The sequence below is a fragment of the Allokutzneria sp. A3M-2-11 16 genome (assembly GCF_024213555.1).
GTDB lineage: Bacteria > Actinomycetota > Actinomycetes > Mycobacteriales > Pseudonocardiaceae > Allokutzneria.
Window position 1 is genome coordinate 2,477,352 of sequence record NZ_JANAVO010000001.1, and the last position, 12,739, is coordinate 2,490,090.

A 12,739-nucleotide genomic window follows, 5' to 3' on the forward strand; every position below is an offset into this window, starting at 1 on the left:
GTGCGATGTCGGATGACCAGCTGGTGATCGCGGGCCGCGAGTTCGGTTCTCGGTTGATCATGGGAACCGGGGGCGCGGGCAACCTTTCCGTGCTGGAGCGGGCTTTGGTCGCGTCGGGCACCGAGCTGACCACCGTCGCGATGCGCAGGATGGACGCCGAAGGCGGCACCGGCGTGCTGGATTTGTTGCGACGTTTGGCGATCCAGCCGCTGCCGAACACCGCGGGCTGCCGCACCGCCGCCGAGGCCGTGCTCACCGCCAGGCTGGCCCGCGAAGCGCTCGGGACGGACTGGGTGAAGCTGGAGGTCGTCGCCGACGACGACACCCTGCTGCCCGATCCGCATGAACTGCTCGACGCGGCGGAAACCCTTGTGGTGGAAGGGTTCTCGGTGCTCCCGTACACCAACGACGATCCGGTGTTGGCGCGCAGGCTCCAGGACGCGGGCTGCGTCGCGGTGATGCCGCTGGGATCGCCGATCGGTACCGGGCTCGGCATCCGCAACCCGCACAACATCGAGCTGATCGTGTCCAGGGCGACCGTCCCGGTCATCCTCGACGCAGGCATCGGCACCGCCTCGGATGCCGCCCTGGCCATGGAATTGGGCTGTGAAGCGGTATTGCTGGCGACCGCGGTCACCAGGGCGCAGCACCCGGAGCTGATGGCGGCGGCGATGCGCGCGGCCGTCGAGGGCGGTCGGCTGGCCCGCCGCGCCGGACGCATCCCCCAACGCTTCTGGGCCCACGCGTCCAGCCCGCCACGCGAGCACTGACCAGGTTCCCCCGTCTTCAAGTACGCCCTACCCCCGCCCCAGCGATCGCTAACCACCCCCAACCTCCCGCGTGTTCTGGGGGTTTGCTGCGGTTAGCGATCGCTGGGGGTGGGGTGCGTTGTACTTGAAGACCGGGTAACTCCGGGTGCGGTCCGCGCCGCGGGCAAGCGGAGCTCGGTCTGCTCGCGGAGTTCGCGCAGTTCCGCGCGCAGCGCCTGCACCTCCGCGAGCAGCATGTCGTTGGAGATCAGCGTCTCCTCCTGCTGCTCCCGCTCCGCGGCGACCTGGTGCTCCATCGCGCTCACGCCCACCGCGATGAACAGGTTCAGCACCGTGAAGGAAGTGATCAGGATGAAGCCGACGAAGAACAGCCAGGCCCACGGCTCCTTGTCCATGATCGGCCGGGCCACGTCCGACCACGCCTCGCCGGTCATCACCTGGAACAGGGTGAACAGCGACCGGCCGAGATCACCGAAGTACTCCGGGGAGACCTCGCCGTAGAGCTTGGTCGCCATCACGCCGCCGACGTAGATCACCAACGCCAGCAGCGCGGCGATCGACGCCATCCCGGGGATCGCGGTCAACAACGCGGAAACCACGCGGCGCATGCTCTTCACCATCGACACCAGGCGCAGCGCCCGCAGGATGCGCAGGGCCCGCAGCACCGCGAACGACCCCGACGTCGGCAGCAGCGCCAGGCCGATGATGACGGCGTCGAAGCAGTTCCACGGATCGGCGAAGAAGTCCCGTCCGCAGGCGTAGAACCGCAGCGCCAGCTCGACGACGAAAATCGTCAGGGCGAGCCGGTCGACGGTCTGCAACAGGACGCCGTACTGGGACATGAGCGTTTCGGAGGTCTCCAGTCCCAGGGTGATCGCATTGATCATGATCACCGCGATGATGCACCGCTGGAAACCGGCCGAGTCGACTAACCGCCGCAGGCTCGCACGCGTCATGAGCAGGGCTCCCAGGGGTGAAAAACGATCATCAGGACCGGATCGAGCCTAATGCGCTATCACCGCTGAGTGCTCAGTCGGTAACGGAGAGTACCCGAGCGTGAACGGATTGCCTTGCGTCGAGCCGGAATCCGCACCGCTGGTAGATCCCCAGTGCGCCGGTCGGGTTGTCCGCGTCCACGGAAAGCGCCGCCCGGGTGAACCCCGCGTCACGGCTGTCGGCCAGTGCGCGCAGCAACAGTGCCGACGCCAGTCGGTTCCCGCGCCACGCCCGGCGCACGCCGATCGCCGTGTACCAGACCTCGCGGATGCCGGTCGCCGCCGCGTCAGCCTCGAACTCCTTGGACAGCAGGTAACCCGCGACCTCCTCGCCGTCCAGCACGAGGTACGACACGGCTGGGCGGAACCAGCTGTCGCCGGTGTGCCAATGCTTCCAGCCCTCGGGGTCGACCTGCGTCGTGCCCCAGTGGTCGAGGAAAGCCTCGTTGTGCGCCAACCGGAGCGCCTCGTCGTAGCGCGCGTCGTACGGGATCAGCCGCAGCCCCTCCGGCAACGCTTGGTCCGCGACATCCGGGTCCGGCTCCGTGGAGCGCTTCAGCTCGAAGAACCACCGCTGCGGCACGAAACCGGCGGAGTCCAACAGCTCCCGCAGCGCGGAGTTGCGCTCGCCGCAGGAAATGCTGACCTCGCCGGGCAGATCGGGCCGGTTCTCGCGATGCAGTTCGCCCGCGCGCTCGGTGATCCACTGGACGAGTTGCGCGCCGATGCCGCGGCCACGCCAGTCCGGGTGCACGACGCTCTGCGACGGCAGGCGGTACTTGCCCTCCGGGGTGACCCGCTTGTCCAGGATCGCGTACGCCACCAGCGTCGAGCCGTCGAGCACGGCGATCGAGTCCCGCTCGGGATCGATGTCCGGGTCCGCCCACTCCTCGCGGAGATCGGCCTCGCTGTAGTGCTCGCCCTGCTGGTCCACCCGCTCGGCGGCGGCGAGCAGCACGGCCCAGCCGGGGATATCGCTGTCCACCATCGGACGCCACAGCAGGTTCATGAACCGGAAGCTACGGTCGCCCCCTCCCCGTCGCGACCGAATTTCCCTTTCGTGCGAGGCGGCTCGACGGTGGCCAGGCCCCAGTCCGCCCGGAAGTCGCTCACCGTCAGCCACGCCAGTCGGACGTTGACGCCGAACAGCTGCCGCACCGAGGCGAGCGTGTTGAAGCCGCCCAGCGTCTCGCTGTTGCGGCCCCGCTCCAGCTGGCTCTCGGTGAGCCCGTCGTCGAAGACCTCCAGCAGCGTCGCCGCGTAGTAGAGGTAGCAGAGCGCTTCGAGCTGGAGGTGCCACAGGTCGCCATCGGGGATAGGAGGAGCGCTCGCGCCTTCGAGCAGCCGCGCCGCGTCCGGCTTCGCGTGCAGCTGGATGTGCCGCATCAGCTCGCTCGCGTGCGGCTCGTCGGCGAGTCCGCGGGCGATGACCGTGCGCAGCGCGGCCGTCTTGCCCGCGAGGTCCTCGGCGACCAGGCCCTGGCACACGGCGGCGAGGGATCGCTTCGGCGACGCCACCACGGCGCGGGCGGTCCTGATCAGCTCACGCGGCAGACCACCGGAAACGCTGTGGCACAAGCAAACGAACGGCTCCGACATGCCGAGCACGCGGCTGCGCAGCAACGCCCTCGCGTCGTCGAGGCCGAGGTAGTCCACGCGGAAGATCGTGTCGAACGCGCTGTCGAAGGCGTCGCGTACAGGCAGTCCGCGCCGTTCGAACGCGGCGAGCGCGTCCTCGGAGACCGACACCAGGAACAGGCATCCGGGAACGTCGATGGAGAACAACGCCTTGACCTCGTTGACGAACTCCTGGGCGCTTTCCGGGGAGAGGATCTTGTCGAGTTCGTCGAGGACGATCGCGATCCGGATGCGCGCGATCTTGGGGACCGTGCCGAGCACTTCCGCCGCTGTGGTCAGGAAATCGCGGAAGTCGCTGACCACCTCGGGATAGGTCATGGCCTGCCGCGCGAACTCCACGGCACCGGACCGGCTGCCCTCGGCGCCGAAGAGCAGCCCGACCTTGCCGGACCAGCCGGAGGTGTGCTTCTGGAGGTAGCGGATCGCGTCGAGCTTGTCCTCCGCGCACGCGCACAGATCGCGCAGGCTCTTCACGTCCGCGGTGTTCATCGCGATCCGGGTGGCGGGCGGACGTCGTTTCACCGCAAGGAAAATCACCGACGCCAAGGCCAAGACCGCCATCAACGGCCACCAGAACCCCTCGCGGAACACGGCGAGCTCGGGCGCGCGCAGCGTCGTGGTGCCCAGGTAGCCGACGGCCAGCCAGCCCGCGAGCACGATGGGCACGACCGCGATGTCGCGCATCCACCTGCCGAGCCTGCGCCACCAGCTCGTCGTCGAGCTGATGTGCTTGCGGCCGAAGCGAAGCACCTCGCGGCAGAGCCCCGCGTAGAGGTGCAGCGTGAAGTCGCGGGCGTCGTAGCGCACGGGCACGCTCTCCACCAGGGCGACGTGCTCTTCGCCGGGGCCGAGGAAGATCCCGTCGCGGTAGGCCTCCAGCAGCGTCGACTTGCCCGCGCCACGGGAACCGGCGATGCCGACCGCACCACCGCCGATGCTGCTCGCCACCCGCCGGAACTCGGCGAAGGTCCCGGTGGCGACGACGAACTCGGTCGAGCGCAGGTGCTGGAGGCCCTTGGTGTCGTGCACTTCGAGCTTCGTGGAGAAGGGCGGGCTCACGATGTCGTTGACCTGGCGCAGGATCAGCGGCCGGATCGCTTTGTCCACCATCGCGCGTTCCCAGCGCTTGTAAGCCGTCTGCTCGTCGTCCTGCAACACGGCCAGCCTGCGCCGCCACGACGGGCTGCCGAGGCGACGGGGATCGGTGGACAACCACTTCGGCAGCCAGGCGGTCCCGCGCCGGGCGACCAGCGGCCGGAACACCACCATGACCAGCAAGCCCACCGCGAGCCCGGATGCGACCGGAATCCACGGCAGGGTCACCGCTTCCCAACGGTTGAGCCCGAACCAGGTACCGACGCCGAGGACCGCCGCCGTCGCCAGGCTGACGAAGATGCCGCGCGCTTGCTGGTGCTCTCTGAGCCCCTGGCGCAACCCCTCCAGGCTGAAGAACACGATCACCAAGGCGAACAGGCTCGCCGGAAGCCAGATCATCCACGCCGCGCTGTCGCCCAGCGTGGCCCTCGTCGGCCCGACCAGCAGGACGAGCATGAGGGCGTGGCCCACCGCCACGCCGAACCCGACCGCGACGAACAAGCCGTCAGCCGGTTTGCCGCCGTGCCGTTCGAAGCTGAAATCGCACTTCAGGATCACTGCGATCGCGCATCCGATCGCGACAACGACGGCGAAGAAGCCACCGATGACCGGATGCACGAGCGGCCACAGTTGCCACACGGCGAACGGGTAGGCCACGGCCAGCCACACGGCGAAGCCCATCGAGCGCTGAGCGCGCTGGTACTGGCGCCGCTCCTTCGCGGCGACCCGGGACGCGAGCGCACGAGGGCGCTGGTGGTCGGTGAGGTTGCGCTCGGCCTCGCGGAGCTCGGCGATCTCCGGGTTGGTGGCCCGCAGCAGCTCGTCGGTCCGCCGCGCCGTCTTGTGCTCGATGTCCTCGGGCGGCACCCGGCCTTTGACGAGCGCCTTCCGGATGTCCGGCTCGTCGAGGGTCCTGCGTACCAGCGGGCGGATCGCCTCGGTCAGCCTGGGCACGAGGCTGCCCGCGGACTCCACTTGCGATCCGGCGACGGATGACTCGGCGACGGACGACTCGGACAACGGGCACCTCCGACGGGGAACGATCTTGCGTTCTACCCCGTCGTCGGCCCCGCCGTGCTGCTCCGTTCAGGTTGTGGCTGTTGCGTTATACCGGCGTTGTGGAAATCCGCCAGAACGCCGAGACCGGCCCGACGCCCGCGCCCAGCGGGTAGGAGTGCGCGACCGCCCGCTGCACGAACCGCTTGCCGAACCGCACCGCCTCCAGCATCGGCGCGCCCCTGGCCAGCGCGGCGGTGATCGCCGAGGCCATGGTGTCGCCGCCACCGTGGGTGTGCGGGGTGTCGTAGCGCGCGCCCGGCAGCTCGTAGAACTCCGTGCCGTCGTAGAGCAGGTCGACGCACTCCGGGTCCTCGGTGAGGTGACCGCTCTTGATGAGTGTCCACTGTGGACCCAAGGCGTGCACGGCCCGCGCCGCGTCGGCGAGCTGCGCGCGCGTGCTCACCTCGACCCCGGTCAGCAGCCGCACCTCGTCCAGGTTCGGCGTCACCAGCGTGGCCATCGGGAAGAGCAAGTCCCGCAACGCGTTCAGCGCGTCGACGTGCAGCAACGGGTCACCGTGCATCGACGCCGCGACCGGGTCGACGACGAAGGGCGCCGCGCCTTCCCGGCCGATGCCCACCTTGTGGCACGTCTTCGCGACCGCGTCGATGATGGCCGCCGACGCCAGCATGCCCGTTTTCGCCGCGTCCACGCCGATATCTGTGACCACGGCCTCGATCTGCGCGGCGACCGTCTCGGCCGGGATCTCGACGAAGTCCTTGACCCCCAAGGAGTTCTGCACGGTGACCGCGGTGACGGCGGTCATCCCGTGCACCCCGCAGGTCAGGAAGGCGCGGATGTCGGCGTGCATGCCCGCACCGCCCGCCGAGTCCGAGCCCGCGATCGTCAGCGCGCGCGGCGGGGTCTCCCAGGCGTCGTCCGAGCTCAGCGCGCGGCCCGGGAGCGCGTTCACGGGTTCACCACCGGCAGGTACACCTTCCCGCCCTGCTCGTCGAACTCGCCGGACTTCTCCCGCATCCCGGCCTCGATGGCCTCCACAGTGGACAGTCCGCGCTCCTCGGCGTACTTCCGGACGTCCTGGGTGATCTTCATCGAGCAGAACTTCGGCCCGCACATCGAGCAGAAGTGCGCCGTCTTGGCGGGGGCCGCGGGCAGCGTCTCGTCGTGGAAGGAGCGCGCGGTGTCCGGGTCGAGCGAGAGGTTGAACTGGTCCTCCCAGCGGAACTCGAAGCGCGCCCTGGACAACGCGTCGTCGCGCTGCTGCGCCCTCGGGTGCCCCTTGGCCAGGTCGGCGGAGTGCGCGGCGATCTTGTAGGCGATCACACCCGCCTTGACGTCGTCCCGGTTGGGCAGGCCGAGGTGCTCCTTCGGCGTGACGTAGCAGAGCATCGCCGTGCCGTGCCAGGCGATCTGCGCCGCGCCGATGGCCGAGGTGATGTGGTCGTAGGCGGGCGCGATGTCGGTGGCGAGTGGGCCGAGGGTGTAGAACGGCGCCTCGCCGCACAGCTCCTCTTCGAGCCGGACGTTCTCGGCGATCTTGTGCATCGGCACGTGGCCCGGCCCCTCGATCATCACCTGCACGTCGTGCGCGCGGGCGATGTGGGTCAGCTCGCCGAGCGTGCGCAGCTCCGCGAACTGGGCCTCGTCGTTGGCGTCGGCGATCGAGCCCGGACGCAGCCCGTCACCGAGGGAGAACGTCACGTCGTAGGTGCGCAGGATCTGGCACAGCTCCTCGAAGTGCGTGTAGAGGAAGCTCTCCCTGTGGTGCGCCAGGCACCACGCGGCCATGATCGAGCCGCCGCGCGAGACGATCCCGGTGACCCGGCGCGCGGTCAGCGGCACGTACCGCAGCAGCACCCCGGCGTGCACGGTCATGTAGTCAACGCCCTGCTCGCACTGCTCGACCACGGTGTCCCGGTAGACCTCCCAGGACAGCTTCGCCGGATCGCCGTCGACCTTCTCCAGCGCCTGGTAGATCGGCACGGTGCCGACGGGAACAGGGGAGTTGCGCAGGATCCACTCGCGCGTCTCGTGGATCCGCTTGCCGGTGGACAGGTCCATGATGGTGTCCGCGCCCCACCTGGTCGCCCACACCATCTTCTCGACCTCCTCGGCGACCGACGAGGTCACCGCGGAGTTGCCCAGATTTCCGTTGATCTTCACGAGGAACTTCTTGCCGATGATCATCGGCTCGGTCTCCGGGTGGCACCGGTTGGCCGGGATCACCGCCCGGCCGATGGCCACCTCGTGCCGCACCAGCTCCACGTCAACGCCCTCGCGCGCCGCGATGAACTCCATCTCGCGGGTGACGATCCCGGCTTTCGCGTACGCCAGCTGGGAAACCGCCCCGTTCACCGGTTCGATCGCCCAGTCCGTGCGCAGCTTCGGGAGTCCACTGTGGACATCGATGGTGGCCTCGGCGTCGGTGTACGGGCCGGAGGTGTCGTAGAGGTCCAGGTGCTCGCCGTTGCTCAGCTCCACCCGGCGCTGCGGAATCCGCAGTCCCCCAGGGGTTTCGGTGTAGACCTTGCGCGAGCCGGTGATCGGCCCCGTCGTCACTGAGACAGGGCTGTCGGCGAAAGCCGTCATGGCGAATCCTCCCTACGCCGGCATTACCCGGTACAGGTTCAGGCGGTCGGCGGCGCCGGGATCGTTGCCCAGCCGCCCTCTCAGCCCGCTTCGCTGCGAGCTCCCGCGTTCGATGTGAAGTTGTTTCCGGGCCCGAGGCTAACCACAGGCCCGGCGCGCTGCCAAGTCGAAGGGCCCGACCGGCTCAATGGCCGAACGGGTCCGCCACCTCGCCCGGCGTCCAGGACAGCCCGGGAACGCCCCAGCCGTTGCGCTTGAGCATCCGCTTGGACTCCTTGGCGTGCCTGCCGACGAGCCGGTGCAGGTAGAGGAAGCCGTCGAGGTGGTCGGTCTCGTGCTGCAGGCAGCGGGCGAGGTAGCCCTCCGCCTCGACCTCGATCGGCTTGCCGTCGCCGTCGAACCCGGTGACCTTGGCCCAGGTGGCGCGGCCGGTGGGGAAGGACTCGCCGGGCGCGGAAAGGCAGCCCTCCCAGTCGTCCTCGGGGTCCGGCATGGTCTCCGGCAGCTCCGAGGTCTCCAGCACCGGGTTCACCACGACACCGCGGTGCCGGACGCCCTCGTCGTCAGGGCAGTCGTAGACGAACAACCGCAGGTCCACGCCGATCTGGTTGGCGGCGAGGCCGACGCCGTTGGCCGCGTCCATCGTCTCGTACATGTCCTCGATGAGGGTGCGGAGCTCGTCGTCGAAGCTCTCGACGGGGCGTGTCGGGTTGTGCAGCACCGGGTCGCCCGCGATCCGGATCGCGTGAATGGCCATGCTCGAAACCCTAATGGCGGCTGTCCTCCGGACGCGCCGGGTTGTGCCCGAGCCCCTGTCGGTGCCTCGTGATGTAATAGAACTAGTCGGAAATCACACTCCTGTGATTCGAGGAGCAGCAATGGACGCCGCCGAGGTGAGGGCCAACGGCAACGACCAGGCCCCGACCGCGCCCGGCACCGGCGGCCTCACCGGCACGGAGCAGGAGATCCTGGCCTTCGAACGGCAGTGGTGGAAGTACGCCGGTGCGAAGGAACAGGCCATCCGGGAGCTTTTCGACATGTCGGCGACCCGGTACTACCAACTGCTCAACGCCCTGATCGAGAAGCAGGAGGCCCTGGCGGCCGACCCGATGCTGGTCCGCAGGCTGCGCCGACTGCGCACCGGTCGCCAGCGGGTCCGCTCCGCCCGCCGCCTCGGCCTCGATCCGCGCTGAGCCGCGCGATGACCGCGATGATGTGGAGGCAGCTGAGATGAGTTCGGTCGAGCCGCCAAGCGCACCCCGCCCCCTGTGGGTGGCCGGGGTCGTGGCGCTCGGAGTCGCCGCCGTCGCGCTGGCGTTCGGCGTCTTCTCCCTGTTCAACGGGAGCACGCCGACGGATCAGCTCGGGCAGCAGCCGACCACGACAACCGAACCGGCCCCGGTCAGCCCGCCGCCCCCCGCGGTGAGCTCGTCGGAGGTGCCGCCGGTGACCACGACGCCGCCCCCGCCCCCGCCGACCACCACCACGGCCCCGCCGAGCACCACGAACGACAACGGTGGGAACCCGCCCTCGAAGCCGAAGACGGGTATCCGGGTCTACAACAACAGCACCATCCCCAAGCTCGCCGACCGCGCCGCGCAGGACATCCGCGAGGCGGGCTGGACCGTCGAGCAGGTGGACAACTACCCGCACGGCGTGATCTACACGACGACCGTCTACTACACGCCGGGCACCGACGAGGAAACCACCGCCCGCACGCTGGCCAGTGAGTTCGGCATGCGCGTGGAGGAGCGCTTCGAAGGCATCAAGGACGCGAAGCCCGGCGTGATAGTGATCGTGACGAAGGACTACCGGAACGCCGCGAACGCCAAGTAGTCCCGCAGTCTTCAAGTACCACGCACCCCCGCTCCAGCGATCGCTAACCGCCTCATACCCGTAGGGAATGAGGCGGTTAGCCGCGTCCTGGGGGCGGGTTGGTTGTGCTTGAAGACGGGGGAACCCCGGCTGGGTCAGGGGCGTTGGGACGAGGCGTACGCCTCCAGGGACGCCAGCTGGGCGGGGTCCAGGGAGGGGCGGACGGTCTCGCGGGCGTGGTTGAGGTGCTTGAGGCCCACCTCCGCGGCCGACAGCGACTCGCGCATCGCGGTCAACGCGGCTTCCCTGATCAGCGCGGCGCAGTCGGCCGCCGAGTAGCCCTCCAGCTCTTCGGCCACGGCCGCGAGGTCCACGTCGTCGGACAGCGGAGTGTGCTTGGCGGCCGACTTCAGGATCTCCGTGCGCGCGTCGGCGTCCGGCGGCGGCACGTAGACCAGCCGCTCCAGCCTGCCGGGCCGCAGCAGCGCCGGGTCGATCAGCTCGGGCCGGTTGGTCGCGCCCACCACCACGACCTCGTTCAGCGGCTCCACACCGTCCAGTTCGGTCAGCAGCGCTGCCACCACGCGGTCACCGACACCGGAGTCCGACGACTGGCCGCGGCGCGGCGCGAGCGCGTCAACCTCGTCCAGGAACAGCATCGCCGGAGCCGCTTCGGCCGCGCGGCGGAACAGCTCCCGCACCGCGCGCTCGGACTCGCCGACCCACTTGTCCAGCAGCTCGGCGCCCTTCACCGACAGCACGTTCAGCCGCCCGGTCCCCGCGAGCGCGCGCACCAGGAACGTCTTCCCGCAGCCGGGCGGTCCGTAGAGCAGCACCCCACGCGGCGGCTTGACCCCAAGGCGCGCAAAGGAATCCGGGTACTGCAAGGGCCACAGCACGGCCTCGGTCAGCGACTGCTTCACCTCGGCCATGTCGCCGACGTCGTCCAGCGAGAGACCACCGGTGGCCAGATTGTCCGAAGTGGACATCGAGATCGGCCGCACCGTCTCCAGCGCTCCGATCAGGTCCTCCTGTCCGATACGCGGCTCGTCGGAATCCCGCTGCCGCAAGGCCGCCCGCACCGCGGCCTCCCGCCGCAGCGCGACCAGGTCGGCGGCGACGAAGCCGGGAGTGCGGTCCGCGACCGCGGTGAGGTCGATGCCGTCCTCCAGCGGGGCGTCGCGCAGCAGCACCCGCAGCAGCTCCGCGCGCACGGACCCGTCCGGCAGCGGCAGGCTCAGCTCGCGGTCGATCAGTTCGGGGCTGCGGAGCTTGGGGTGCACCGACTCCGCCGCCGAGGTGGTCGCGACGACGGCCAGCTTCGGGGTGTCGATCGCGGCGAGCAGCGCGTCAAGGACCACAGTGGACAGTGGAGGCGGATTGTTGGCCGGTAGCAACGCTTCCACGTCGGAGACCAGCAGCACGCAGGCGGTCCCGCGTCGGGCGGTGGAGACCGCGGAGTTGATCGCGTCGTGCGCGCGCTGCGAGGCCGTCGCCGGTTCGAGCGCGGCGGCGCTGGGCGCGACCAGCTCGACGACCTCCGCCTCCACCGCGGCGGCGACGGAGCGCACCAGGGTGGCCTTGCCGACCCCGGACGGCCCGGAGACCAGGACGCCGAGCCGGGACTTCGCGCCGAGCTGGGCCAGCAACTCCGGCCGCCGGAACGCCAGGTCGAACCACTCGCTCAGCCGCCGCACCGCGTCCTTGGCACCGGCCAGGTCCGGCAGCGCCAACGCGGGCTCGGCCTGTGGCGCTGGAGCCGGAGGTGCCGCGGGCGGGAGCGCGGCGGTCCGCTCACCACCGCGCCAGCCGACCACCGTCGCGGGCTGCACGGCCACCACACCAGGTGGTTCGACGCCGGTGACGGTGAGCAGTTCGTTGGTCCACGTCATGCCGATCGCCAGGGACAGCTTGCGGCGCGCGGTACTCACGTCCGAGCCCGGTGGTGGCGCGAGGTCTTGGGGCAGCAGCGAAACCGCGTCGCCGACCGTGAGCACCTTGCCCATCAACGCCAGCCGCAACGTCTCCGGGGTGAGCGAGGCCGAGGCGAGCCGTGACCCGGCCACCGTCACCGACCGCGCCGTCGAGACCTCCACCGGGGCCACCACGACCTCGGAGTCCTCGGTCAGGCCGAGGTTGGACATCGTGATGTCGTCGACGTAGATGAAGCCGGGGGAGTGCGACCCGTCCGACGCCGCGGCCAGCGCCGCGGTCTCCCGCGTGCCCGTCAGCCGCACCGCGTCCCACGCCCGCAACCCCAGCGCGTCGAGCACTTCGGGGTGCAACCGGACGACGCCGCGACGCGTGTCCAAAGCGGACGGGGACAACCGGATGGTCAGCGTGATCACGCCCAGAACCCTAGCCGTGACCGAGGTGCCGAACGACCCGTTCGACGTGATTCCCGAAATTCGTTCCGAAAAAGACGTGGGAGCGCGGTGGGCGAACCCACCGCGCTCCCGATGTCACTAGCAGCTCTTGTGCTTCGACTGGACACCCTGGATGTCCGGCCAGTTCCCCATGTAGTTGTCGCCCGCGGGAAGGCACTTCTCGTGGTCCTGGATTCCGCCGACGTTCAGCCGGTCCACCCAGACCAGTTCCTTCTTGCCCGTGCAGTTGTTCCAGTACGCGTTGCCCAGCCAGTCCGTGCGCCAGCCGCAGTCCGCCTTCGGGCTGGCGGTGGAGTCGGTGTTCGCGGCGGAAGCGGGGGCGGCGCCCACTCCGGCGGTGATCGCCAGTGCGGCGCCCAGAATTGCCACTGTCTTGCGCAAAGTATTCCCCAGAGATGATCGAACAATTCACTGAACCACCAGGCCGGTG

The 12,739-nt window shown here is 69.6% G+C and carries 11 protein-coding genes and 1 riboswitch; of the genes, 3 read left to right on the forward strand and 8 right to left on the reverse strand.

What is annotated here, in order from left to right; genetic code table 11:
* Window positions 1-5 precede the first annotated feature (5 nt).
* Complete coding sequence (locus NLX83_RS12325) at window positions 6-770, forward strand: thiazole synthase (RefSeq protein ID WP_254234961.1); 765 nt, start codon at window positions 6-8, stop codon at window positions 768-770.
* Between the two features lie 92 nt (window positions 771-862).
* On the opposite strand, the gene NLX83_RS12330 is transcribed toward NLX83_RS12325, so the two are convergent.
* From NLX83_RS12330 to NLX83_RS12355, 6 genes are all read right to left on the reverse strand, one after another.
* On the reverse strand, window positions 863-1,726 hold the full coding sequence (locus NLX83_RS12330; protein WP_254234962.1) for an ion transporter: 864 nt from the start codon (window positions 1,724-1,726) through the stop codon (window positions 863-865).
* 73 nt (window positions 1,727-1,799) lie between these two features.
* Window positions 1,800-2,774: a GNAT family N-acetyltransferase gene (locus NLX83_RS12335; protein ID WP_254234963.1), complete on the reverse strand. Its 975-nt coding sequence runs from the start codon at window positions 2,772-2,774 to the stop codon at window positions 1,800-1,802.
* A complete protein-coding gene (locus tag NLX83_RS12340) occupies window positions 2,771-5,518 on the reverse strand; it encodes a transcriptional regulator (protein WP_254234964.1) in 2,748 nt (915 codons plus the stop codon). Before NLX83_RS12340 ends, NLX83_RS12335 begins: the two co-directional genes overlap by 4 nt.
* An 85-nt stretch (window positions 5,519-5,603) precedes the next feature.
* Entirely contained in the window at window positions 5,604-6,470 is an 867-nt protein-coding gene (gene thiD, locus NLX83_RS12345) for a bifunctional hydroxymethylpyrimidine kinase/phosphomethylpyrimidine kinase (protein ID WP_254234965.1), read from the reverse strand.
* Window positions 6,467-8,107, reverse strand: coding sequence for a phosphomethylpyrimidine synthase ThiC (gene thiC, locus NLX83_RS12350; protein WP_254234966.1), 1,641 nt, complete (start codon window positions 8,105-8,107; stop codon window positions 6,467-6,469). Before thiC ends, thiD begins: the two co-directional genes overlap by 4 nt.
* Window positions 8,098-8,224: riboswitch (TPP riboswitch) on the reverse strand. Its footprint overlaps the gene before it by 10 nt.
* A gap of 67 nt (window positions 8,225-8,291) precedes the next feature.
* Window positions 8,292-8,864: a peptide deformylase gene (locus tag NLX83_RS12355; RefSeq protein WP_254234967.1), complete on the reverse strand. Its 573-nt coding sequence runs from the start codon at window positions 8,862-8,864 to the stop codon at window positions 8,292-8,294.
* Window positions 8,865-8,985: 121 nt separating this feature from the next.
* Here NLX83_RS12355 and NLX83_RS12360 point away from each other — a divergent pair, with 121 nt between their 5' ends.
* Window positions 8,986-9,300, forward strand: a complete 315-nt coding sequence (locus tag NLX83_RS12360) for a DUF3263 domain-containing protein (RefSeq protein WP_254234968.1) — start codon at window positions 8,986-8,988, stop codon at window positions 9,298-9,300.
* Window positions 9,301-9,337: 37 nt separating this feature from the next.
* The gene (locus NLX83_RS12365; RefSeq protein WP_254234969.1) at window positions 9,338-9,943 is read left to right on the forward strand and encodes a LytR C-terminal domain-containing protein; all 606 of its coding nucleotides are present in this window, start codon (window positions 9,338-9,340) and stop codon (window positions 9,941-9,943) included.
* Window positions 9,944-10,077: 134 nt separating this feature from the next.
* On the opposite strand, the gene NLX83_RS12370 is transcribed toward NLX83_RS12365, so the two are convergent.
* Both NLX83_RS12370 and NLX83_RS12375 read right to left on the reverse strand, forming a co-directional pair.
* Complete coding sequence (locus NLX83_RS12370; protein ID WP_254234970.1) at window positions 10,078-12,270, reverse strand: AAA family ATPase; 2,193 nt, start codon at window positions 12,268-12,270, stop codon at window positions 10,078-10,080.
* Window positions 12,271-12,387: 117 nt separating this feature from the next.
* Complete coding sequence (locus NLX83_RS12375; protein ID WP_254234971.1) at window positions 12,388-12,678, reverse strand: DUF6355 family natural product biosynthesis protein; 291 nt, start codon at window positions 12,676-12,678, stop codon at window positions 12,388-12,390.
* Between the last annotated feature and the right edge of the window lie 61 nt (window positions 12,679-12,739).